We start from the raw sequence: 22,206 nt of genomic DNA on the forward strand, positions 1-22,206 counted from the left end.
AAAGAGACGCTCTAGCGAGCGGTCCCGCAGATCAGTGTGTGCTGGATTCGAGCACCAGCGTGTCGTCTTCGAGGTAGTGTTCGATGTGATGGGCGTGTTCTTCCGTGGTCTGGAGGATCTCCCGAAGTTCCTCATCGGTCGTGTAATCGCCCAGGTTGTTGGCGAGCTGGATGTGTTCGCGAAGCGACTCGATGATGTCGCCGTACATCTCCATGTCGTTCTCCAGCGACGAGCGGATGTCGTAGGCGTCGGGGTCCTCCGGGGTCACCGTCGCGTGTTCTTCGAAGTTCGCGCCGCCCGAGAGGGGAACCCCGCCCAGCGCCTGGATGCGCTCGGCGAGCACGTCGGCCGCCTCCTCGGCGTCGCCGGCGGCCTCCCCGAGGAACAGGTGAAGGTCGCGGAACTCCGCTCCCTCGACGATCCAGTGGTGCTTTTTCAGCTGGTGGTAGAGGACGTACGTCGATGCCAGGTCCGTCGTCAACGCGTCGATTATCTGCTCGGCTTTGTCCGCCGGGATCCGGAGGGACTCGCTACCTTCGACTTCGCCGTACTGCTGTCGGACGTGCTTCTGGGTGCTCATTGCAAACGTAAATTCGGCCGCATCCCCCTTAAAGATTGGTATCTTGGAAACTGTAGTTTCTGAATCGAAAACAATTATTTTTAAATTGGAATATCCGTGCCGTGGTTCCGGTTTCAACAGCCGTTTTATCCTGGCGGGCGAACTCCGAGTGATGACCGACTCCCTGTTCGATCCAATACGGTTGCGCGACACTGAACTGCCGAACCGCGTGATGGTGTCGCCGATGTGTCAGTACTCCTCGAGGGAGGGGATGTCGACCGACTGGCATCAGGTCCACCTGGGCAGTCGGGCGGTCGGCGGCGCGGGCGTGGTGATGTCGGAAGCGACGGCGGTTTCGCCGGAGGGACGCATCACGCCCCACGACCTCGGCATCTGGAACGACGACCAGGCCGACGCGCTCGAGGACGTCGCGGGGTTCATCGCCGACCAAGGATCGGTTCCGGGGATCCAACTGGCCCACGCCGGCCGGAAGGCGTCGACCGAACGTCCCTGGGAGGGTGGCGGTCCGGTTGCGCCCGCCGACGGCGGCTGGGACGTCGTCGCACCGAGCGACGAGCCGTGGCCACGGGGGGAGGATCCGGTTCCGCTGCGGCGGCTCACGCGGGAGGGGATCGCAGACGTCGTCGACGACTTCACCGCCGCCGCCGAGCGCGCTCGACACGCCGGCTTCGAGATCGCCGAGGTGCACGCCGCCCACGGCTATCTCCTCCACGAGTTTCTCTCGCCGGTGACGAATCGACGGACGGACGCCTATGGCGGTGACTTCGAGGGTCGGACCCGGCTCCTCAGAGAGGTTACGGCTGCGGTCAGAGAGGTCTGGCCCGACGACAAACCGGTTTTCGTCCGCATATCGGCGACAGACTGGCTGCCGGATCGAGCGTCGTGGACGCTTTCGGATTCGGTCCGGCTCGCCCCACTGCTCGCGGAGGCCGGCGCCGATCTGATCGACGTCTCGGCGGGCGGCATCCACCCCGATCAGACGGTTCCCAACTCGGGACCCGGCTATCAGGTGCCGTACGCCGAGGAGATCCGGGAGCGGACCGACGTCCCCGTCGGAGCAGTCGGGAAGATCACGGAGCCGGGACACGCTGACGCGCTCGTCCGAAACGGCCGGGCCGACCTCGCGATCCTGGGCCGGGAGTTCCTCCGGGATCCGTACTGGCCGTTGCACGCGGCCGAGGCGCTCGGTGTCGACGTCGAGTGGCCCCCGCAGTATCGACGCGCGAAACCGAAGTAGATCGCGCGGCTGTCCTCGTCGAGAGCCCCGGGTCGGTTTTATTTCCGTCCGCCCCGAAACACGGACGCCATGGAGTTCAGCGTCATCCAGGGCGACATCGCAGGCCAGGAGGCCGACGCACTCGTCAACGCGGCCGGAACGAGCCTGCGAATGGGATCGGGCGTCGCCGGCGCGCTCAGGCGGGTCGGCGGCGAACAGCTCAACCGGGCGGCCGTCGAGAAAGGGCCGGTCGAACTCGGGGAGGTCGCCGTCACCGACGCGTTCGATCTGGACGCCGACTACGTGATCCACGCCGCGGCGATGCCCCACTACGGTGACGGACTCGCCACCGAAGAGAGCATCCGCGAAGCCACGACGAACGCGCTGTCGGCCGCAGAAGAGCGCGGTTGCGAGTCGGTGGTCGTCCCGGTGCTCGGAACCGGCGCCGCCGGGTTCGACTTCGAGGAGGGGGCCCGGATCGTCTGTGAGGCGATCGCGGCCTACGACGCGTCCACGCTCTCGGACGTGCGTGTGATCGCGTACGGGCAAGACCAGTACGAGCGCCTCCGCGAGATCGCGGATCGCGTTCGGTGACGGGAGACAGGAGGGAACGTCCGACTGTCCGCCGGGCTACACCCCGGAGGAGGGCGGTCGGCGTGGGGTCTGCTTTCGATCCCCCGTTCGATCACTCCTGTCGTTCGACGAGTTCCTGCCGCGTGGACTCGAAGATCGGTGTGTCGACGCCGACGACGCCCGCGATCGCGTCGCCGGCGCCCAGCAGCCACTCCGCGCGACTCACCCGGGATTCGAGGTCGCCCGGTCCGATCCGGTACGACTCGACCAGGGTTTCGACGGACGCCCCGTCGATCCACTCGGCGAGGATCCGTGCCGTCTTTACGGACTCGAGCCACCGTTCGAAGTCGTCGGCGTCGTTCATCCCGGTTGTCAACTCCTCGGAGCGTCGCCGTGCGAACCGATACATGTCGGCCCGTTCCCGGTTCCCGAGGTAAGTGTCCTGCATGTCCGTGGTGTCACAGACGACCTCCAGTGCGGTAAGCTGGGTGACGCTTCCCCCGTCGGTCTGCATCCGGCCGATCGTCTCCACGCCCCTGACGATTCGGGTTCCCGTCTCCGGCCGGACGTACTGTCTGGACACCTGTGTACCCAGCTCCGTGGCCGAAAGCCGGGCGTCCGCGCTCGTTCCCGACGCGCGGACGAGTTCCATTTCGGCGAGATCCTCGATGACCGTCGCGACGTCGCCCGACAGGTCCGGACTCGGCGTCCGGGAGGCGTAAAACGTCCCGTCGAAGCGGTCGAGGATCTCGCGAGGCGTGTCCGCAAACCCGGTCGCGACCAGCGACAGGGTATGGGTCCGGAGCGAACTCCGGTCGGCGAGGTTCGACGCTACCGCCTCGGGATCGCCCTCGACGTACCGCCGCGTGAGCTCTTCGGGCGAGTCGCAGTCGCCGACCAGCACCGCCTCCCCGTACGGGTCGAGGTGGGGCCGCCCCGCACGGCCGCACATCTGGTGAACCTCCAGCACCGGCAGCCACTCCATCGCGCTGCCGGTGTACCGTTTCAGGTCCCTGACGACGACCCGTCTCGCGGGGAGGTTCACGCCGGCCGCAAGCGTCGGCGTCGCACACAGACACGCGATCTCCCTGTTCCGGAACGCCGTCTCGACTGCAGCGCGGTGCTCGCTACCCAATCCGGCGTGGTGAAACGCCACGCCCGACCGGACGCAGTCGGCCAGCCGCTCGCCGGTTGCGGTCCCGTCGATCGCCCTGATCTCGTCTGCGACTGCGGAGTCGTTCCCGCCGGTCGTGTGTCTCTCTGCGATACCGGATCGGGCGAACCGCTCGGCGAGCGTTTCCGCCTCCCGGCGGGACCGAACGAACGATAGCGCCTGCCCGCCGTTCCCGACGGTTTCCTCGATCAGTCGGCTCGTCGCTTTCGTCGGTTGCTCGTGCGCTCGCTCTTCGGGGGCGTCCGCGACGGTCTCGCTGCCCGCGTCGACGGGCTGTACCGCCCCGTCGTCGAACGCGACGCGTCCGTCGGCGTACACGCCCGTCCGGAGTTCGACGGGTCGCCACGTCGACTCGACCAGGTCGGCATCGAGCCATTCGGCGACGTCCTCGGGGTTGGCCACGGTCGCAGAAAGCGCCACCAGCTGTGCCTCGGGTGCCCGACGTCGAAGCGTCGCGACGGTGACCTCGAGTGTCGGTCCGCGGCGGTCCGATCCGAGCAGGTGCACCTCGTCGACGACCACACACGCGAGGTCGTCGACCCACGAGGCGCCGTTTCGGATCGCCGAGTCGACCTTCTCGCTGGTGGCGACGACGATGTCGTAGGTGGCCAGTTCCTCGGCCGGGGAGTCGTATTCGCCGGTGGCCAGCCCGGCGTCGACCCCGGGGAGCGCGTCGAACGTTTCGTGTTTCTCGCGGGCGAGCGCTCGGAGCGGACACATGTACAGGCTCGGCCCGTCGGCAGTCACCATGGCGAGTTCGGCGATCAGCGTCTTCCCCGACGCCGTCGGGATCGCGGCGACGAGGTTGTTGCCGTCACAGATTCCGGCCTCGACTGCCGCCCGCTGGGGCGGATACAACGTTTCGATCCCCTCCTGCCGGAACCGATCGCGGATCCGACGTCGAACCGGGAGTTCACCGACGTCCATCGACGGTACTGGGGCGGCACGACAGTTAAATATCGGCGTCCGTCACGCCGCGAGAACCCCAGGGTTAAGTACGGTCTCCCACGTAGTTAGTCCGGTCATGGATGACATCCGAACGGGACTGAGCTACGGCGATGTGTTGCTCGTCCCGCAGCGTTCGCCCGTCGACAGTCGCGACGATGTCGACCTGTCGACGGCGTTTACGCCCGGCATCGAACTCGAGACGCCGCTGGTTTCTGCGGCCATGGACACGGTGACGGAGTCGACACTCGCCGCCGAACTCGCGGCTGTGGGTGGTATCGGGACGATCCACCGCTTTTTCACGATCGAGGAACAGGCCGCCGAAGTCGAGGCCGCCACAGAGACTGGCGGCCCGGTCGCCGCCGCCGTCGGCGTCGACGAGTCGTATCTCCGACGCACGGAGGCGCTATCTGCCGCGGGCGCCGACGCGGTCGTCGTCGACGTCGCGCACGGCCACCTCGAAATCGCGCTCGAGGCGGTCGCGGAGATCGCCGACGCGTTTCCGGACGTCGAGCTCGTCGCCGGGAACGTCGCGACGCCCGACGGAGTCGCAGATCTGGCGGCTGCAGGCGCCGACGCGGTGAAGGTGGGGATCGGCCCAGGATCCCACTGTACGACCCGCAAGGTCGCCGGCGCTGGCGTTCCCCAGCTGACCGCGGTCGACGACTGCGCGGACGTCGCCCACGAGCGGGGACTGACTGTGATTGCCGACGGCGGCATCCGGTCGTCCGGCGACGCGGTGAAGGCGCTGATGGCCGGGGCGGACACGGTGATGATGGGGAGTCTCTTTGCCGGAACCGCGGAGTCGCCGGGCGAGACCAGAGAGATCGACGGGATCCGGTACAAGCGATCCAGGGGGATGGCGACCACCGCCGCCGCCGAAGACCGAACGGACAAAGCCGAGAACGTCGGCGCAGACGAAGGGGTCGAGGGGTGGACGCCGTACAAGGGGCCCATGGCCGAGGTGGCCCGGGAGTTCTCCGCCGGAATTCGATCTGGGCTTTCCTACTGCGGCGGCGAGACGATCCCCGAGGCCCGCAAGAAGGCGACGTTCATTCGCGTGGCGGAAAGCGCGCAGGACCGCGAGGGCGCACACGTCGCGAACGAGTGGGGGTCGATCGACGTCGACAGCACCCTCCACGCCCGAACCGACGAGGACGCGTAGCGATCGGGCCCTTCTCGACCCGCGAGTCTCCCGAGACGGCGATCCGTAAGCGACGCAAGACGAGCGTCAGACGCCGGCGGGTCGCTTATGTTCCGTGACGTACTCATTTCTGGCGTGTCACTGGCAGGAGATCCCCTCGAGGAACTGTCCATCCCCGACGGGACGACCGTGGAGGAACACGACGTCGTCGTCGACGGCGACGTCCTCGTCGGCGGACAGTCGACGGTTTCCTTCGGGGTACGAGGGAAAAACGTCCTGGCGGGCGAGCGCGTCAGCTTCGGCGGCGACATCGAGGCCGACGGGGACTGCCGGCTGGACATGTGGTGTGATGTCGACGGCAACGTCCTCGTCGGAACGGACGCCTATCTCGGCGAGCGAGTCCACATCGACGGTCGGCTGATGGTTTCCGGCGATCTGGACATCGGCGACGACGTCTCGATCGACGAGGGGTTCGAGGCGAACGGCTGGATCGTCATCCGGAACCCGATGCCGACGATCGTCTTCTACTTCATCGTGCTCTCGCAGCTGCTCCGCGTGGGCGAACAGGAGGCCGCAGAAGGGTTCGCCGAGGCGCTGGCGGGCGACGGCGGGGACGTCCGGGAGACGCTCGTCATCCCGCGTGGAGCCAGCATCTCCGACGACGCCTGGCAGGTGTCGACGCCGGCGCGGATCGGCGACGACTGTCGCATTCACGGCAACGTCCGGGCGGAATCGGTCGCCGTCGGCGAGGAAAACAACGTGTTCGGGAGCCTCCGTGCCCGCGAGGACGTCGCCGTCGGAACCGGCACACGGATCCACGGTGACGTGACGACACGCAACGGAACCGTCACTGTCGAGTCCGGAGCCAGGGTGTTCGGGGACGTCTCCGGTCGGGACCTGGTGATCTACGAGGGTGCCGAGGTGGACGGCTCGCTCAGGGCACGTGACGAGATGAAGCTCGTCCGGCCGGACGACGGACGGGAAGAAGAGTGAGCCCGTCCGCAGCTAGGGATCGGTGTCGACGGGGAACGTCCGATCGTGGAGCTCCCCGGTCACCCGATCGGCCAGGCGCCGCAGGTTGACGGCGTCCTCGCGGTTGTACGCGATCAGCCGGTCGAGCGCGTCCTCGTCGCCGTCCTCGTATCGGTGCCACAGCCGGACCGCCTCCCGGCCGTCGACGTCCGGGAGTTCGCGCTCGATCCCCAGTTCCCGTTCGATCGGCTTGAGGCCGCCCGAGAGATCGATCTTCCGGCACGGATACATCAGGTCCAGGTGGGGTGTCGTCACGTCGAGCCCGAACGACTCCTCCAGGAACGGGACGTCGAACCGAGCGCCGTTGAACGTCGCCAGCATGTCGGCGGCCTCGAACTCCCGGCGGAGTCTGTCGGCAGTGAGGTCGTGGCCTCGGACCAGCGTCGTGGTTTCGCCGCTCCGGTGGAGGCTGACGGTCGTCACGCGGTCCCGACGCTGGTCCAACCCGGTGGTTTCGATGTCGAAAAAGCAGGTCGACTCCCGGAAGTTCTCGTAGAGCCGCCACCGCTCGTCGGAGGGGAACTGCCGATCGAAGTAGGACGCGTCGCCACGCTGGAGGTGCGTCGACGCCTCCTGGATGAACGCCTCGATCCGGTCTGCCGTCGTCCCCCCGACGCCGGGGGCCGACGGATCGAACGCTTCCCAGCGCGTGACCCCGGCCTCCCACAGCCGCCGTTCGGTCCGTTCTCCGACCCCGCGAACGGGGATGAAGCTGTTTTCGATTCGCACGCCCGGAACTCGGTAGCCGAGAAGGTAAAGTCGTCGGAACGCGGCGTTTAACCGTTCGCGTCCGCAAACGTTGTCAATGAGTCAGGACGCGCGCGGCGACGCCGGGACAGATAAACGCCCCGGCGACCTCCGACGGACGGGAATGTCGCTCAAAAGCGACCGAGAGTGGGATTACGAACTGGACCGCATCATCGACGCGATCGAGGAACGGGACGCGGCGACGGTCGGCCTGCAGTTCCCGGAGGGGCTCAAGCGGCGGGCACCGAAGGTCGCCGACGACCTCCGGCAACTGACCGACGGTGTCCGGTTCCTGATCTCCGGACAGCCGTGTTATGGCGCCTGCGACCTGGACACCGAGTTGATGCGGCGCACCGACGTTTTCGTCCACTTCGGCCACTCGCCGATGAAGGAGTCGGACAAGATCATCTACGTTCCGCTCTTCTCGAACGTCGACCCGTTCCCGATCATGGAGGAGGCGCTCGAGGAGCTTCCGGACGTCGACACAGCCGGCGATTCGGACGTCGACGACCGGCCCGCCGTCGGGCTCGTGACGACCGCCCAGCACATGAACAAGTTCGGGGAGATGCACGAGTGGCTCGAAGAGCGCGGCTACGCCGTCGAGACTCGCCGTGGCGACGAGAGACTCACTCACGAGGGGCAGGTGCTCGGCTGTAACTACGCCAGCGCCGACGTCGACGCCGAAACTGTACTGTACGTCGGCGGCGGGAAGTTCCACCCGCTGGGGCTGGCGATGGAGCATCCCGACAAACACGTCGTGATCGCGGATCCCGTCAACAACGTCGTCGACGTTGCCGACACGGAGAAGTTCATCAAACAGCGATACGGCGCGGTCCACCGGGCGATGGATGCCGACTCCTGGGGCGTGCTCTACTGTACGAAGATCGGACAGGGCCGGTGGGAAATGGCGACCGAAATCGTCGAAAACAACGAGAACGCCTACCTGATCACGATGGACGAGATCACGCCGGACCGATTGCGCAACTTCGGCTGTGACGCATACGTCAACACGGGCTGTCCCCGGATCACGACCGACGACGGCCCACAGTTCCACAAGCCGATGTTGACGCCCGGGGAGTACGAGATCGCGGTGGGTAACGAGCCGCTCGACTCCCTCGAGTTCGACACGTTCCACGGAACCTGGTAACGCCCACGGAACCTGGTAACGCCCACGGAACCCGGTAACGCGAACGTTTGCTGCGGTCGCCTGCGGTGTTCTCGAGTTTCGACCTACTTCGCTCCACGAGTGTCTCTCTATGGCGCGCCCGCTGTTTCCACATCGAGTAAATTATTTTTGTTCTAACAAAGACATCATCGTCCAAGTCGGCAATATTAATATGGTAAAGAGACAATTTGCCGATGATGAGTTCAAATCAAGACTGGTGGCCGGATCAGTTGAATCTGGAGATACTCGATCAGAACGCCGAACAGGTCGATCCGCGGGGCGAGGACTTCGACTACGCCGAGGAGTTCCAGAAACTCGACCTCGATGAAGTGAAAGCGGACATCGAAGACGCGTTGACGACGTCCCAGGAGTGGTGGCCGGCCGACTACGGACATTACGGACCGCTGATCATTCGAATGGCGTGGCACAGCGCCGGCACGTACCGCACCACGGACGGCCGCGGCGGCGCCTCCGGCGGCACACAGCGATTTGCGCCCGTCAACAGTTGGCCCGACAACGTGAACCTCGACAAGGCGCGCAGGCTTCTCTGGCCCGTAAAACAGAAGTACGGAAACAAGCTCTCGTGGGCTGATCTGCTGGTGTTGTCCGGGAACGTCGCCATGGAGTCGATGGGCTTCGAGACGTTCGGCTTCGGCGGGGGACGCGAGGACGCGTTCAAGTCCAACAAGGCTGTCGACTGGGGTCCCGAAGAGGAGATGATGGGCGACGAGCGCCACGACGAAGAGGGGAACCTCATCGGGGATCTCGCTGCCGATCACATGGGTCTCATCTACGTGAACCCGGAGGGACCGGGCGGAGAGCCCGATCCCGAAGAGTCCGCGAAGTACATCCGACAGTCGTTCGACCGGATGGCGATGAACGACGAGGAGACGGTCGCACTCATCGCCGGCGGACACACGTTCGGGAAGGTCCACGGTGCTGCCTCCGACGAACATCTCGGACCAGCTCCCGAAGCGGCCCCCATCGAGCAGCAGGGCCTCGGCTGGGAGAGCGACTACGGTGAAGGCAAAGGTCCAGACACGATCACTAGCGGAATCGAAGGCCCGTGGACCCAGGCTCCGACACAGTGGGATATGGGCTTTCTCGACAACCTGCTCGACTACGAGTGGGAGCCCGAGAAGGGGCCGGGCGGTGCCTGGCAGTGGACGCCGAAAGACGAGGAGCTTCACGACTCCGTGCCGGACGCCCACATCGAGGGGGAGACGGTTACCCCCATGATGCTCACGACGGACATCGCGCTGAAGCGTGATCCCGACTACCGCGAGATCGTCGAGCGCTTCCATGAAAACCCCGAAGAGTTCCAGGAGGTCTTTGCGAAGGCGTGGTACAAGCTGATTCACCGCGACATGGGTCCACCGGAGCGGTTCCTGGGTCCGGAGGTCCCCGACGAGGAGATGATCTGGCAGGATCCGGTTCCCGACGCCGACTACGAACTCATCGGGGAAGAGGAAATCGCCGAACTCAAAACGGAGATTCTCGCGACGGACCTGTCGATCTCCCAGCTCGTCAAGACCGCCTGGGCGTCGGCGTCGACGTACCGCGACAGCGACAAGCGCGGCGGCGCGAACGGCGCGCGGATCCGGCTCGAACCACAGAAGAGCTGGGAGGTCAACGAGCCCGAGGAGCTGGAGACGGTGCTTTCGACCTACGAGGGGATCAAAGAGGAGTTCAACAGCGCCCGATCCGACGACGTTCGGGTTTCGCTGGCCGACCTGATCGTGCTCGGCGGCAACGCGGCCGTCGAGCAGGCGGCTACCGAGGCCGGCTACGACGTGGAGGTTCCCTTCGAGCCGGGACGGACCGACGCTTCACAGGAACAGACCGACGTCGAGTCCTTCCAGGCGCTCAAGCCGGATGCCGACGGCTTCCGCAACTACTTCACCGAGAATGACCCGATGGACCGGTCGGCCGGGGAGTTGCTGGTGGACAAAGCCGAACTCCTGAACCTGACCGCAGACGAAATGACCGTTCTGGTCGGGGGTCTGCGAGCGCTGGACGCGAACTACGACGGCTCCGACCTCGGCGTCTTCACAGACGAGCCGGGGACGTTGACCAACGACTTCTTCGAAACCGTCCTCTCCATGGACTACGAGTGGGAGCCGGTTTCCGAAGACAGGGACGTCTTCGAACTGCGAGACCGTGAGACGGGCGACGTCGAGTGGAGGGGTTCCCGCGTGGACCTCGTTTTCGGATCGAACGCCCGGCTTCGTGCTATCTCGGAAGTGTATGGAGCCGACGACGGCGAAGCGGAGTTCGTCGACGACTTCGTGGACGCGTGGAGCAAAGTGATGCAACTCGACCGGTTCGACCTCGAGTGAGCGCGGCGAGGACATCCGGCCCGATAGCATCCTGACCGCTGTTCGTTCGGTTGATCTACTATTTATAAATCGTTCCCGACCGATTCCACGGACATGTATCGCCTGCTCACTGTCGCTGTCGGTCCCCTCGAACTGCTGGCGCCGCGAATCGTCCTCCGGTTGTTCGGCCGGCTGTGTTATCGCTCGCCCGACGACTGATCGGAGGACTGATAATGATTATTCTAGGCCGTAACCGGACGAGCGGCGGGCCGGGTGGCCGATCGACCGGTAAATCGCTACAATAATCATTAAGAGCTCCCGTCGACGGTGGTTTGACTCCATACCGGCACCGTCCCGAAGCGGTTTTGACTCGTGGTTTATAAGACAGCGCCATGAGCGATCAGTCGCCCGAGGACCACCACGACCACGATCATCACGATCACGACCATCACGATCACGATCACGACCATCACGATCACGATCACGACCATCACGACCACGATCACGATCATCACGACCACGATCATCACGATCACGACATCGAAACGGCCGCAGTCGCCATTTTGACCGTGTCCTCGTCGCGAACGATCGACGAGGATCCCTCGGGCGAGTACATCGCCTCGGCGTTCGAGGAGGCAGGCCACGAGGTTGCGATCCGGGAACTCGTCCCCGACGACTTCGACGACGTCCAGTCGGCGGTCGACCGGCTCGCTTCACGGGAGGACACCGACGCTGTCGTCACAACCGGCGGCACGGGGATCACGCCCGACGACGTGACGCCCGAAGCGGTCGAACGGCTGTTCGACAAGCGACTCCCCGGCTTCGGCGAACTGTTCCGTCAGCTCTCCTACGAGGAGATCGGCACCCGCTCGATCGGCTCCCGGGCCGTCGCGGGCGTCGACGACGGCACGCCGATCTTCTGTCTGCCGGGGTCGGAAAACGCGGTGCGGCTCGGGATCGAAGAGATCATCATCCCCGAAGTCGGCCACCTCGCTGGGCTCGCCGCCCGCGAGGAGTGATCGACATTCGCTTTCGCTGTTATCGGTCAGCGTCCGGACCGCCGTCGTCGTCAACATCGTTCCTCTCCCGCGTTTCCGGCCATTCGGGCGCGTCGTAGCGCTCGATGAGTTCCCAGCGGTGGTTCAACTGATCGGCGGCCCTGCGGAACACGCCGATGAGCGTGTGCGCCTCCCGGGTCGTCGGGTGGGCGCGACCAAAGACGCGCCGGAACAGCGTCCGGGTTCGATCGAACCGGTTCCCGGAATAGCCAGCCGCATCGAGGAAGTCGTCGAACCGGTCGTGGACGCGTTCGACGTCGGCTTCCGTCGCACGTTCGCGCTCGACGTCGGGCAACTGGGTGTCCGTCAAGAACAGCTCCCGGAGCTCGTACAGCACGATCGTCGCCGCCTGACCCAGGTTCAACACCGGATACTCCGGGCTCGCGGGGATCGAACACACCTCGTCGAGCTGCCGGAGCTCCTCGTTGTCGAGTCCCCGCCCCTCGCGGCCGAACACCAGGGCGGTGTCCGTCTCCACGGTCGCAAGCGAGTCGCGAAGCTCGGCGGGAGTTCGAAACGGGAACCGGACGTGGCGTCTGGCGTCCTCGCCGGTGATGGCGGTACAGCCGACGGTGTGGTAGCGGTCGGCCACCTCCTCGAAGGTCACCTCTCTGGCGTTCGGGAGGACGTCCTCCCTGGCGTGGCCGGCGAAGCCGTACGCCTCGCCGCCCTCCGGAAGCGGCGGGGGATCTATCAAAGCGAGATCCGAGAGCCCGAAGTTCTTCATGGCACGCGCGATCGTCCCGACGTTGCCGGGGGTCTGTGGGTCGACGACGACCACCGTAAACGACGGTTGTCTCGTTTTCTCTTCCCGAGAGCACCCGTTGGCTCTGTCGGCGTCCTCTGTCGGCGTCATCGATCACTCCTCGGCCGATCCGCTCTCTGCGAGCGCCTTGATGTCGATCCGGTGTTCCTCGCGCTGGGCGTCGAGCCGTTCCTGGATCTCCTGGGGGCTGGGCGGTTCCGGTAGTTCCTCGGGGGCCGTCTCGACGTGTTCGAGGCCGCCGTACTCGTCCGGCGCGCGGTTCCCGTCGGCGAACCACTCGTGGAAGGCGTCCTGTAGCTCCGCGGTCCCTTTCAGTTCGGAGCCGCCTTCCTCCCGGAACCAGTAGAGGAAATCGGGTTCGTGGACGCCACACAGCAGCACTTCGGCCCCCGGCTCGCCGTAGACGATCTCCGCGGGACGACAGTTCGAGATCTCCGCCTCGCCGTGAACGAGGTAACACGCGTCACACGGCTCCTCGACGAGCGCCAGCAGCCTGACGAGGCGTTCGCTCGCGTCGTCGGGGATCTCCTCAAGCGGCTTGAATTCGCCGTCCTCGTCGAAGATTTCCGCTTCCTCGAACCGCCAGCCGCGAAGCCCAACGCTCACTTTGGCCATTTGGTGTGTGTAACGCTCCTGCAGATAAAAACGACGTGTTCGGATTTCGCGGGCGAACCCCGCGAGTGCGCCGAGATGGGGAGGGATACAACGAGAAAACTTATGCCAAGTGCCCCAGAACCAACGATTGGACGCCGGAAGGGCACGCGGGTAGGGGTACTTGCTGCCACTCCGGCGCACACGGTTACTCATCGAGAGCGACGCGACCGTTCCGTGAGAGCCATTAGCGTCCCGGCCGAACCCCGCGTATGGAGTTCTCCGAGTGGGAGCCGGTGTACGAGGCGATCCTCGCGGACTTCGGGTTCGACAGGGTGGCCGACGAGCGCGCCAGAGACGTGGCCGCCACATACGCGACCCCGGTCGACTTCTCCGTCCTGGCGGAAGCCGTCGGCGTCGCCGGTGGGAAGACTGTGGCGATCGTCGGTGCGGCCCCGTCGCTTTCGGCGGAACTCGATACCTTCGACCCGGAGAGTGTCGACGCCGTGTTCGCCGCCTCGACTGCGGCCGACACCCTCCTCGGTGCGGATCTCCCGGTCGACTGTCTGGTAACCGACCTCGACAAAAACCCGGAGACTGCAGCGCGATTGACGCGGGAGGAGACGCTCGTCGCCGCCCACGCTCACGGGGATAACGTCGAGATGGTTCGGCGTTTTCTCCCGGAGTTTGACCCCTCCTCGACGCTCGTGACCACCCAGGCCGAACCCGTCGACGCCGTCTACAATCTCGGCGGGTTCACCGACGGGGATCGTGCGGCGTTTCTGGCGGACGCGCTGGGGGCCGGGGAGCTTCGATTCCTCGGCTGGGAGTTCGACGACACCTCGGTCGGTCCGGTGAAGGCGAAAAAGCTCCGCTGGGCCGAACGGCTATTGTTCTGGCTCGAGCAGAGACGGAATGAGCGATTCGGGGTACTCGATGGCCGACGCAGCGGAATCGAACAGATACCGGTGTGATGAAAAATCACAACAGCGCGAGTAGAGTGCCGACCCCGAGCGAGAAAAAGAGTATATATAAGAGCCCGACGAGTACGTTTCGCTTGCTCGCACCGGGATAAAATCCAGGTAGAGCGTACAGGGCCGTGTGTTGGAACCGCCGATTTCGGGGGCGTCGCCTGGGCTGGGTCTCCTCTTTCGAACGCCTACTCGGCGCTGTCATCACCATCGCCAATTTCGTCGTCCTCGGTGTCTGTCTCCGCATCATCGCCGTCGTCCGTCGTTTCCTCGGAGCTATCGTCCGTCGTTTCCTCGGAGCTGTCGGTCTCACCCTCGTCGGCGCTGCTGTTCGTTTCGTCGGGCGCTATTTCGCTCTCTGCATCCTCGTCGGATCCGTCGTCTGAGGTCGAATCTTCCGTTCCGTCGGATCCGTCTTCGATTTCGCCGCCGTCACCGTCTTCGCTCTCATCTGCATCGGCGTCGCCGTCGGCACTGGCGTCGCTGTCGACTTGACCGTCACTGTCGCCGTCTTCTGCAGTCTGCGGTTCCGAGTCGGCGTCGTCGGAGTCGGTGTTCTCGGTGTCACCGGCCGGCGTTGGATCGTCGGTCTCTGGTTCCGTGTCGTCGGGCTCAGTTGGGCCGGATACTTCAGGAGCACTCGCTTCCGTGGCTGGGGCATCCGATCCGGTGTCGTTTCCGGGAGCACCGCTCCCGTTGCCGACTGTTTCGTTCGTCGTGGTCGTCTCGAACGTCTCGAACGTTTCGTTCGTCGAGAACGTTCCCTCTACCGTCTCCTGTGCGTTGAAGAACGCGGCCGTGTAGAATCCGCCGCTCGCGGCGACCGCGAACACCAGACCGACCACGGCCACGATCGACAACAGTTTTCTAATTGTCATCGTTTACCACCTCCCCGTCAACTGCGGAACTGTCCGCGACGGGCTCCTCCGCATTTATGCCCGGAACCCACTCGGATTCCGGACCGTCATCGCTCACTGTTGTGCCACCGTCGAATCCGACCGCGAGGATCGGATCAGATGGTTCGTCGCCGTCGACCGCTTCAGTAGACGCGGCTTCGGATTCGGACGCGGCGTTCGCGTTGCTGGGAATCCAGGCGGGCAACAAGGTCGCCGTGACCCCCAGGAGTGTCATCCCCGAAGCGATAGCGACGGTTACCGACAGCGTCGTCTGCCAGCTGTACGCGACGTAGGCGCTGTACGGTGTAAACACCACCAGCGCGAGGAACGCCCCTTCGAACGTTCGCAGCGTCATGACGAACGGGGCGTTCGCGGCCGGGGTCGCCACGTCCTCGGATTGTGCGTTTGCTGTCCCGACGTCTGCAGTTTCGTCGTCGCCGTCTCCTTTCGTGTCGTCGGAATCCGTCTCCGCTGCGAGTTCGTCGTCCACTTTCGAGAAGGACGCGTTCGACGCCCTGCTCCGGCGGTAGAACGTATAGGCCTCGTTCAGCGCGAGCAGCCCGAACGGCACGACGATCAGAGCGATGAAGCCGTACTGGGAGTTGGCGAACTGGATCACGTACCCGATGTATGGAATCGTCACGAACACGACGCCCAGGACGTTCTCGGCCGGGACGAGTCCGGCGTCGGGTGCCTCGTTGGCGTCGCCCATGGTTTCGAAGGCGATTCCGTCCCCGGATTCGACTACGCCGATCACCCGATGTGTCACCGGCACTTCGCTGTTGCCGCGCAGGAAGGTGATCACATCACCCTCCTGGATGGTGGCCGGATCCCGATCGGCGACGATCACCGCGTCGCCCGGCGCAATCGCCGGCGTCATGCTCGCGGTCAACACCACGAAGCTGTGGTCGGCGCCGACCGCCTGGGGCACCGCGTACACGACGAACGGCGCCACGACTGCGAGCAACAGGAGCACGCCGAGGACGCTTGCGACCCGCCGGACTGTCACGTTCATGCCCCACCTCCGCAAAACGGGAAGCCGAACGGATCGTGCGCGGCCAGGACCTCGAAGTCGTGGCCGGCGTCGTCGTCAGTGTCCTCCGGATCGTCGCTACCGACGACTGTCAGTGGTCCGGGGTCACACCGGACCTCGAGTTCCCGTTCGCCGCCGTCGACGACGAGGTACAGCGTGCTTTCGAACGCGGACCCGCTGGTCGAGCTTCCCTCCCGGCTGCTGGCCTCGAGGAAGAACTCGTCGCCCTGGGAGAGCTGTCCGTCGAACAGCAGTCCCTGGAGTCCGCTTTCGGGGCCCTGACCACCCTGCTTGCGGTAGTAGGCCCGGACGTCGCGAGCCTCGGCGCCGTTATCCTCGCCGGTGTACCGGACCAGCAGTCCACCGACGTTGCTGCCGTCGGTACAGTCGACACACTCCAGATCGTGACACAGGGGCACACCGTCGGCGTTCCTCGCGCCGACGAGGCGGAAATCACCGACCCGGATTCCGGGGGCGATCGGATCAGAGCAGCTCGTGTGGAGCTGAGCGTTCTTCTTGCCGTCGACGTAGAACGCGGCTTCGGGCTGGCCGGACATGGGTAGCGGAACGGTGAACATCCCACCAGGGGGCAGCTCGACCGATTCGGAGCCGTCCGTCGGGTACAGCTGTTCGACCGCCTCGACGTTGCCACTCGGGACGTACACTGCCACGTCGGCCGTCGTCGGTCCGACGTATTCCATGGTACTCTCCGAGAGCCTGCTCGTGCAGGGTTCACACACGTCCGGGCACGGGGCCCGGTCGGCGAATGGGTTCACCGCGCCCTCCTCGGGCACGTGTCGGCACTGGTCGGCGTGCAGCTCGAACGTGAGGTCCGACGTTTCGCCTGCAAGCGATTCCGTGTCCTCGTAGGGGAAGAACCACCGGAGCACGAGCTCTATCGCCCTGCGGTCCGACGGGTCCAGACACCCCTCGCCGATCCGGAGCCCGTCGTGGAGTTCCCGCTTCAGTTGCGAGAGCGTCCACGTCCCCCGCTCGGGGATCTGTGAGACGCCGTTCCAGTTCCGCGGCTGAATCCACACCCTGAGGGCCTCCCCGAGGGGATCGTACGACGGCGGACAGTCGGTCGCGAGCCACAGCCTGGCGGGGTTCTCCTCTGCCCGGAGGCTGATGGACACCGATCCGCTGTCTCCCGGTTCGATCCCGTCGAAGCCGAAGGACAACTCGCCGTCCGGAGAGACCGAACAGTAGTTTTCCTCGCAGTCGAGTTCGACCCCGATGCCGACGCCGCCGGTTTCCAGCGTCCCCGAGACGCGCTGCCCCTCGTTGAGCAACGCGTGGGTTCCCGCGCCCGTGAACGCCCCGGCGACGCCGATCGCCCCGACGCTGGCGAGGATCTGCCGCCGGCTCAGTCCGGCGAGGCGTCCGGTGTCCGTCCGACGCTCGTCGGTCATGCCGTCACCTCGGTTTCGCCGTCGACGGCGAACGGATTGGTCGGGTCGTCGGCGGCGACGGCCCGGAACTCGATGTCGAACGCGACCGACGTGCCCTGGAGGTCGTTGACGTTCTCGAGGATCGTCGGGAACGCCCACGCCAGGGCCAGACAGAGCCGGTCGCCCTCTTCGAGCACGCTGTTGTCCAAGACGCCGGGGTTCAGCTCGATCCCCTCGAAAACGGAGCCGTCGACACCGCCGACGGTCGGCATCTCACCCAGGACGCCTTCGGCGATCGGTTCGCCGAAGGAACTCTCTTCTGCCCCCTGACAGCCGAACAGCCCGAAGATCCCCGTGTCGTACCACAGTTCGGTTTCGATGGCGTTCGCCAGGGGGTTCTCCGCGAGCGGGGGACAGTCTTCTTCGCTGCCCTCTGTCGTCCCGCAAGACGGCGAGATCCGGAGCCAGACCCGTGCGTCGGCCTCCTCCGCCAGGAGTCCGATGCTCGCCGTACCGGAGTCACCCGGGAGGACGTTGTTCACCTGGATTGCGGGACCGTCGACGTCGGCCACGTAGCCGTCGACGTTCTCGTAGTCCCATTCCTCGGTGGAGCCGTTCGTCGCGAGCGGGGCTCCAGTGAGGAGGTGGCCGTTGTACGTGCTGTACCAGGACACCCGGATCCGGGGCCCGACGTCGTTGCTGATAGTACTCGAGTCATCGACTTCGACGTTGGCGCCGTCCGGCTGGGCGTAGGTGTAGTGTGTATACGTCCGGCGCCGGTTCGCAGTGCGGAGCTGGCCGTAGCCGATCCCGGCGACTCCGAGCCCGCCGATGCCTGCGAGAAGCGTTCGGCGGTTCAGTTCGGTTTTCGATTGATTCGTCATTTGGTGTATCCCCCCGACGATTTCGGCCCGATGGGCCGGAGCAGTCGGTCGCTTTCTGACCCGTCTCCCGCGAGCGAGTGCATATGAGTCGCGTACCGTCGCGCGTGTGACTGGTGTCACACGTCGCGGACGGAGTCCGCGAGCCCAGGTCCACCGACGGAGTCGAACCGTCGCAAGGCGCCGGCGTGGATTGGTTTCTGTTCGTCCGAGAGTTATCGACGGAGGTGCGATCCTCCGTGATTGGATGTTAGCTTACTGTTGTGTGCTCTCGTTTCCCATCTCCGCGAAGGGGTTCACGGGGTCGGGGTTGTGGCGGCACTGTTCGGTGTAGAACGACAGATCGAACGATACCGAATCGCCCTGTACCTCGTTGCCGACACTGGTCGGGAGGCACCACTCGAAGCCGATGAACCGGGTGTTCGACGGTTCGAAGCAGAGCCCACCGTTCTCCTCGATCGGGACGCCGTTTCCATCTTCCACGTCACAGTAGAAGAACCGGAAGTTGCTGATCCCGTATGGTTCCCCTCCCGGTGAGAGCGTCGTTGCGACAGTACCTTCCGTCTCACAGGCGTACACGGTCGCGAGTCCCTCGCCGTCGGCGATCCCGTCGGGTCCTCCCTTCAGGGTCACCTGGCAGATGGGTTCGTTGCTGGACCACGAGAAGCCGGTCGGCTCGTCACCCTTGTAAGACACCTCGTCGATGGTGATTACGATTGTTTTGTCGTCGACGACGTAGGTAAACTCGTCTCCTGCCGTGAGGTTGTCGATGACGTTCTCATCATCCTCTTTGGTCAGCGCAATGCACTCTCCCTCTGTGTCGTCGTCAGATCCGTTTTCCTCGTCCGGTACCTCGAATACGACCGGGTCGTACTGGAGCAGGAGCCCTTCGTTGAGTTCGTCGAGCACTTCACGTAGCGTACCGGCAGCGATCTGCGGTTCGTCTTCCTGGAAGACGTTGTCGCCGTCGTCGTACCACGCACGGGCGATGATGTTGTCAGCGAGTTCTGCGCCGTCGCTTTCCGGGTGATCGCCGTCTTCTTCACCGGTCAAGTCGCCGTGGAGCCAGATGTAGCCCGGATTGTCACACAGTTTGGTGCCGAAAGTGATCTCACCACAGTCGCCCGGCTTGACGTCGTCGAGTTCGATGAGGCTGTCCTCGTTCGGATCGAAGGATGGCTCATCGAACGTTGCGATCTCGTCGCAGGCGAATTCGAGGTTCCGTCCTTCTTTCGCTGCCTCTTCGTGATCGTCGTAGTCGTCGAGGTCGACGTACATGTCGACACCGCCGTCCCGTTCGAACGACTGGAGGCCGTTCCCATCGTGATCCGGGTACGCGTTGACGAAGGGCCGCATCGCCGAGCCGTAATCTTCCGACCGGCTCGACTGCGGGCCGCCGTAGTAGAGTTGCTGCCAGGTGACGCTCAGTTCGAGCTGCCCAGCAGTGAGGGTGTTCCCCTCGAAGGACTCCTCGTCACTGAAGTATGCCGTCGTCCCGAATCCCGCGCCCGCGCTCGCGACACCGACCATGCCGAGGCCAGCGAGCACTTTGCGGCGGGAGATCCCCATCGCGTTCGTTTCGAAGTTGTTCGATTCGTTTGTCATGATGTTCTTCCCTCGTGGAGGGGTCCTCCCGGGGGATTCCCACCGGCGGAGTCGAACCGCCGTTCCGCGGAAGTGCCGCGGTTCGAGTCCGTCGCGATCGACGGGCTCGGTGCCGACGTGGGTGGTCGCCTGTAGATACCCCTTATAAGGGGATATGTATGAGTCGCGTACCGTTGCGCGCCTCGCCGTCAGGGTGTTGCTACCGTGCTTTTCGGGGGTCGTGTCCGGAGGTCTCAAACGCCCGTTCCGGCCGTTTTGGGGCGGTATGGTGTGCCTGCCGCCCGAATTTCTCTCCTGTATCGTGATCAGGCGAACGGATTCTGTGGATCGTCGTTGTGGCGGCACTGTTCGGCGTAGAAGTCGATGTCGAACATCACGGAGTCCGTCTGGACTTCGTTGCCGACGTCGGTCGGCAGCCACCACTCGAAGCCGACACACCGGGTGAGCAACGGCGGGAAGCAGTCCTGCCCCTCCGTGAACTGATTGGAATCGAGTGCGTAACCTTCCTCCAGGACAGCCAGTACTTCCCGGAGTGAACCCTCCGCGATCACCTTTTCGCCGAAGACGACCTGGGCGATCTGAGCGAAGATAGCGACAAGATCGACGTCCGCCGGCGATTCGAAGAACAGCTTGTTGCCGTCGTCTCCGTCTCCGGGGGAGGCGATCTCCACAAGTGTCGTCCGTGCGAGACCGGTCTGTCCAACTTCCTCGAGACCGAAGCCGATGGTGATGATGAGGTAGTCGGTTTCGTCTTTGATCTCGTCGGCCACCGATATCGTATCGTCGGCAGCACCGTTTCCGCCGACGTCGGCCATCGCATCGAGCTTGTCATCACGAACCCACCCTTGCCACTCGCCGTAGCTCGGGAATCCACTCTCGGTACTACCGTCGACCTGTTCGGACTCGTAGGACCAGGTCGGTGCGCCGTCTCCGAGGAGGATAATCACGGGACGCCTGTCGGGCGTTCCCTGGGTGTCGAGCATGTGTCGGCCACCGTAGAGCCCGGCGCCGATGTTCGTCCCGGAGATACCGAACGGCGCGTCCGGCGGGTCGTCCTGTCCGACTTCGTACGATTCCAGATCTTCCAAGTCGTCCACGATAGCAGCGACGTCGGACGCCTCGGTGAGTCCGAACTCCTCCTCGTCGATCCCGCCGAACGTCACAACGCCGAGACGGTCGTCGAGACCGCTGCCACCGACGTCCTCGCGGAGATTGTTCGCGAGTGCGATCGCCGCTTTTCTGGCCTCGGCGATCCGGGATCCTTCACCCTGGCCGATAACGTTGTCCGGGTTGCCGATTTCGTAGGTCATCGAGCCGGAAACGTCGATGACGAGCGAGATGTCGACCGGCTCGCCGTCCCCGCCCTCGTCGAAGATGTTGTTGCAGTTGTCGTCGTACCAGACCCGCGCCTCGATGGCGTCGGCGAGCTGGCCGCCCCAGTCGCCGTCGACGTTGTAGTAAAGTGCGTCCTCGTCCTCCGCCCACGCGGCGAAGTCCTCGGGGTCGTCGTTAGTGGTTTCCTCGTATCCGAGTTCGTCGAGCGTCGCCTGTTCCGGGTCGTTGACACCGTTGTTGGCGTTTTCCCGGAGGCCGCCACCCATCCACATGTACGCCGGGTTGTCGAAGAGGTGGAAGCTGATCGTTGCTTCGCCGTAGTCGCCGGGTTTGACGTCTTCGAGCTTGAAAAGCGGGAAGCCGGCGTCGGTGAGTTCCTCGCGCTCGAATCCCGAAATCTCGCCGTTCTCGCCGACACCGACGTTGGCTGCCTCGACCCAGTCGTTGGGTTCGGGGTAGTCCGGACGGCGGGGTACCTGATCGAGAACGTAGTTTCCGGAGCCCTCCGGGAACTCTTTCACCTGAACCTCTGGATTGTAGTTCGGGTCATCGTCGTACAGCGCCTGCAGTTCTTCGAGACGGCCCGGACCTCCGTTGTAGGTGATCCGGTAGTCCATCAGAAGGTCCAACTCGCCAGCAGTCAACGTGTTCCCCTCGAAGCTCTCCTCGTCGCTGAAGTACGCGGTCGTTCCCAGGCCCGCCCCGGCGGAGGCCACGCCGACCATGCCGAGGCCGGCGAGCACCTTGCGGCGCGAGAGTCCGAATGATTGGTTGTCGTTCGTCAT

The 22,206-nt window shown here is 64.8% G+C and carries 18 protein-coding genes and 1 pseudogene; 8 read left to right on the forward strand and 11 right to left on the reverse strand.

Annotation, left to right across the window (positions count from 1 at the left end; all coding sequences use genetic code 11):
• Window positions 1–31 precede the first annotated feature (31 nt).
• Window positions 32–580 carry a DNA starvation/stationary phase protection protein DpsA gene (gene dpsA / locus AArcSl_RS10385; protein ID WP_119818678.1) on the reverse strand — a complete coding sequence of 183 codons (549 nt, stop codon included), beginning with the start codon at window positions 578–580 and terminating at the stop codon, window positions 32–34.
• Window positions 581–731: 151 nt separating this feature from the next.
• Here dpsA and AArcSl_RS10390 point away from each other — a divergent pair, with 151 nt between their 5' ends.
• On the forward strand, window positions 732–1,817 hold the full coding sequence (locus tag AArcSl_RS10390; RefSeq protein WP_119818681.1) for an NADH:flavin oxidoreductase/NADH oxidase: 1,086 nt from the start codon (window positions 732–734) through the stop codon (window positions 1,815–1,817).
• A gap of 69 nt (window positions 1,818–1,886) precedes the next feature.
• Window positions 1,887–2,390, forward strand: coding sequence for a macro domain-containing protein (locus tag AArcSl_RS10395; RefSeq protein WP_119818684.1), 504 nt, complete (start codon window positions 1,887–1,889; stop codon window positions 2,388–2,390).
• Between the two features lie 91 nt (window positions 2,391–2,481).
• On the opposite strand, the gene AArcSl_RS10400 is transcribed toward AArcSl_RS10395, so the two are convergent.
• Window positions 2,482–4,470 (reverse strand): DEAD/DEAH box helicase, encoded by a 1,989-nt coding sequence (locus AArcSl_RS10400; RefSeq protein ID WP_119818687.1) that lies wholly within the window; start codon window positions 4,468–4,470, stop codon window positions 2,482–2,484.
• A 97-nt stretch (window positions 4,471–4,567) separates the two neighbouring features.
• On the opposite strand from AArcSl_RS10400, the gene AArcSl_RS10405 reads away from it, so the two are divergent.
• Together AArcSl_RS10405 and AArcSl_RS10410 are read left to right on the forward strand one after the other, a co-directional pair.
• Window positions 4,568–5,653, forward strand: a complete 1,086-nt coding sequence (locus AArcSl_RS10405) for a guanosine monophosphate reductase (protein ID WP_119818690.1) — start codon at window positions 4,568–4,570, stop codon at window positions 5,651–5,653.
• A gap of 114 nt (window positions 5,654–5,767) precedes the next feature.
• Window positions 5,768–6,619 (forward strand): annotated as a pseudogene (locus AArcSl_RS10410) (polymer-forming cytoskeletal protein); the annotation flags it as partial.
• A gap of 18 nt (window positions 6,620–6,637) precedes the next feature.
• Here AArcSl_RS10410 and AArcSl_RS10415 read toward each other — a convergent pair.
• Window positions 6,638–7,393 carry a ribonuclease H-like domain-containing protein gene (locus AArcSl_RS10415; protein ID WP_119818696.1) on the reverse strand — a complete coding sequence of 252 codons (756 nt, stop codon included), beginning with the start codon at window positions 7,391–7,393 and terminating at the stop codon, window positions 6,638–6,640.
• Window positions 7,394–7,469: 76 nt separating this feature from the next.
• On the opposite strand from AArcSl_RS10415, the gene dph2 reads away from it, so the two are divergent.
• The 3 genes from dph2 to AArcSl_RS10430 all read left to right on the forward strand — a co-directional run bounded on the left by dph2 (window position 7,470) and on the right by AArcSl_RS10430 (window position 11,913).
• Window positions 7,470–8,558 (forward strand): diphthamide biosynthesis enzyme Dph2, encoded by a 1,089-nt coding sequence (dph2, locus tag AArcSl_RS10420; protein ID WP_119818699.1) that lies wholly within the window; start codon window positions 7,470–7,472, stop codon window positions 8,556–8,558.
• Between the two features lie 212 nt (window positions 8,559–8,770).
• A complete protein-coding gene (gene katG, locus AArcSl_RS10425; RefSeq protein WP_119818701.1) occupies window positions 8,771–10,915 on the forward strand; it encodes a catalase/peroxidase HPI in 2,145 nt (714 codons plus the stop codon).
• Window positions 10,916–11,286: 371 nt separating this feature from the next.
• Window positions 11,287–11,913 (forward strand): MogA/MoaB family molybdenum cofactor biosynthesis protein, encoded by a 627-nt coding sequence (locus AArcSl_RS10430; protein WP_119818704.1) that lies wholly within the window; start codon window positions 11,287–11,289, stop codon window positions 11,911–11,913.
• A 19-nt stretch (window positions 11,914–11,932) separates the two neighbouring features.
• On the opposite strand, the gene AArcSl_RS10435 is transcribed toward AArcSl_RS10430, so the two are convergent.
• Together AArcSl_RS10435 and AArcSl_RS10440 are read right to left on the reverse strand one after the other, a co-directional pair.
• Window positions 11,933–12,808: an RNA methyltransferase gene (locus AArcSl_RS10435; RefSeq protein WP_119818707.1), complete on the reverse strand. Its 876-nt coding sequence runs from the start codon at window positions 12,806–12,808 to the stop codon at window positions 11,933–11,935.
• Window positions 12,809–12,811: 3 nt separating this feature from the next.
• Window positions 12,812–13,333 (reverse strand): hypothetical protein, encoded by a 522-nt coding sequence (locus tag AArcSl_RS10440; protein WP_119818710.1) that lies wholly within the window; start codon window positions 13,331–13,333, stop codon window positions 12,812–12,814.
• Window positions 13,334–13,581: 248 nt separating this feature from the next.
• Between AArcSl_RS10440 and AArcSl_RS10445 the strand changes: the two genes are divergently transcribed.
• Complete coding sequence (locus tag AArcSl_RS10445; protein ID WP_119818713.1) at window positions 13,582–14,283, forward strand: 6-hydroxymethylpterin diphosphokinase MptE-like protein; 702 nt, start codon at window positions 13,582–13,584, stop codon at window positions 14,281–14,283.
• A gap of 185 nt (window positions 14,284–14,468) precedes the next feature.
• On the opposite strand, the gene AArcSl_RS10450 is transcribed toward AArcSl_RS10445, so the two are convergent.
• From AArcSl_RS10450 to AArcSl_RS10475, 6 genes are all read right to left on the reverse strand, one after another.
• Window positions 14,469–15,158, reverse strand: a complete 690-nt coding sequence (locus AArcSl_RS10450) for an ICP22 family protein (protein WP_119818716.1) — start codon at window positions 15,156–15,158, stop codon at window positions 14,469–14,471.
• The gene (locus AArcSl_RS10455; protein WP_119818719.1) at window positions 15,148–16,191 is read right to left on the reverse strand and encodes a signal peptidase I; all 1,044 of its coding nucleotides are present in this window, start codon (window positions 16,189–16,191) and stop codon (window positions 15,148–15,150) included. Before AArcSl_RS10455 ends, AArcSl_RS10450 begins: the two co-directional genes overlap by 11 nt.
• On the reverse strand, window positions 16,188–17,621 hold the full coding sequence (locus AArcSl_RS10460) for a hypothetical protein (protein WP_119818722.1): 1,434 nt from the start codon (window positions 17,619–17,621) through the stop codon (window positions 16,188–16,190). Before AArcSl_RS10460 ends, AArcSl_RS10455 begins: the two co-directional genes overlap by 4 nt.
• A complete protein-coding gene (locus tag AArcSl_RS10465) occupies window positions 17,618–18,484 on the reverse strand; it encodes a hypothetical protein (RefSeq protein ID WP_119818725.1) in 867 nt (288 codons plus the stop codon). The genes AArcSl_RS10460 and AArcSl_RS10465 overlap by 4 nt, the downstream gene beginning before the upstream one ends.
• Window positions 18,485–18,736: 252 nt before the next feature.
• On the reverse strand, window positions 18,737–20,086 hold the full coding sequence (locus tag AArcSl_RS10470; RefSeq protein WP_119818728.1) for a SipW-dependent-type signal peptide-containing protein: 1,350 nt from the start codon (window positions 20,084–20,086) through the stop codon (window positions 18,737–18,739).
• A 305-nt stretch (window positions 20,087–20,391) separates the two neighbouring features.
• Window positions 20,392–22,206, reverse strand: a complete 1,815-nt coding sequence (locus AArcSl_RS10475) for a vWA domain-containing protein (RefSeq protein ID WP_133412153.1) — start codon at window positions 22,204–22,206, stop codon at window positions 20,392–20,394.

This window comes from Halalkaliarchaeum desulfuricum (genome assembly GCF_002952775.1).
In the GTDB taxonomy this organism is placed as follows: Archaea; Halobacteriota; Halobacteria; order Halobacteriales; family Haloferacaceae; genus Halalkaliarchaeum; species Halalkaliarchaeum desulfuricum.

Bases quoted from the DNA above. Each gene is read 5' to 3' on its own strand.
- dpsA (WP_119818678.1), bottom strand. From the start codon at position 580: ATGAGCACCCAGAAGCACGTCCGACAGCAGTACGGCGAAGTCGAAGGT.
- AArcSl_RS10390 (WP_119818681.1), top strand. From the start codon at position 732: ATGACCGACTCCCTGTTCGATCCAATACGGTTGCGCGACACTGAACTG.
- AArcSl_RS10395 (WP_119818684.1), top strand. From the start codon at position 1,887: ATGGAGTTCAGCGTCATCCAGGGCGACATCGCAGGCCAGGAGGCCGAC.
- AArcSl_RS10400 (WP_119818687.1), bottom strand. From the start codon at position 4,470: ATGGACGTCGGTGAACTCCCGGTTCGACGTCGGATCCGCGATCGGTTC.
- AArcSl_RS10405 (WP_119818690.1), top strand. From the start codon at position 4,568: ATGGATGACATCCGAACGGGACTGAGCTACGGCGATGTGTTGCTCGTC.
- dph2 (WP_119818699.1), top strand. From the start codon at position 7,470: ATGAGTCAGGACGCGCGCGGCGACGCCGGGACAGATAAACGCCCCGGC.
- katG (WP_119818701.1), top strand. From the start codon at position 8,771: ATGATGAGTTCAAATCAAGACTGGTGGCCGGATCAGTTGAATCTGGAG.
- AArcSl_RS10430 (WP_119818704.1), top strand. From the start codon at position 11,287: ATGAGCGATCAGTCGCCCGAGGACCACCACGACCACGATCATCACGAT.
- AArcSl_RS10435 (WP_119818707.1), bottom strand. From the start codon at position 12,808: ATGACGCCGACAGAGGACGCCGACAGAGCCAACGGGTGCTCTCGGGAA.
- AArcSl_RS10440 (WP_119818710.1), bottom strand. From the start codon at position 13,333: ATGGCCAAAGTGAGCGTTGGGCTTCGCGGCTGGCGGTTCGAGGAAGCG.
- AArcSl_RS10445 (WP_119818713.1), top strand. From the start codon at position 13,582: ATGGAGTTCTCCGAGTGGGAGCCGGTGTACGAGGCGATCCTCGCGGAC.
- AArcSl_RS10450 (WP_119818716.1), bottom strand. From the start codon at position 15,158: ATGACAATTAGAAAACTGTTGTCGATCGTGGCCGTGGTCGGTCTGGTG.
- AArcSl_RS10455 (WP_119818719.1), bottom strand. From the start codon at position 16,191: ATGAACGTGACAGTCCGGCGGGTCGCAAGCGTCCTCGGCGTGCTCCTG.
- AArcSl_RS10460 (WP_119818722.1), bottom strand. From the start codon at position 17,621: ATGACCGACGAGCGTCGGACGGACACCGGACGCCTCGCCGGACTGAGC.
- AArcSl_RS10465 (WP_119818725.1), bottom strand. From the start codon at position 18,484: ATGACGAATCAATCGAAAACCGAACTGAACCGCCGAACGCTTCTCGCA.
- AArcSl_RS10470 (WP_119818728.1), bottom strand. From the start codon at position 20,086: ATGACAAACGAATCGAACAACTTCGAAACGAACGCGATGGGGATCTCC.
- AArcSl_RS10475 (WP_133412153.1), bottom strand. From the start codon at position 22,206: ATGACGAACGACAACCAATCATTCGGACTCTCGCGCCGCAAGGTGCTC.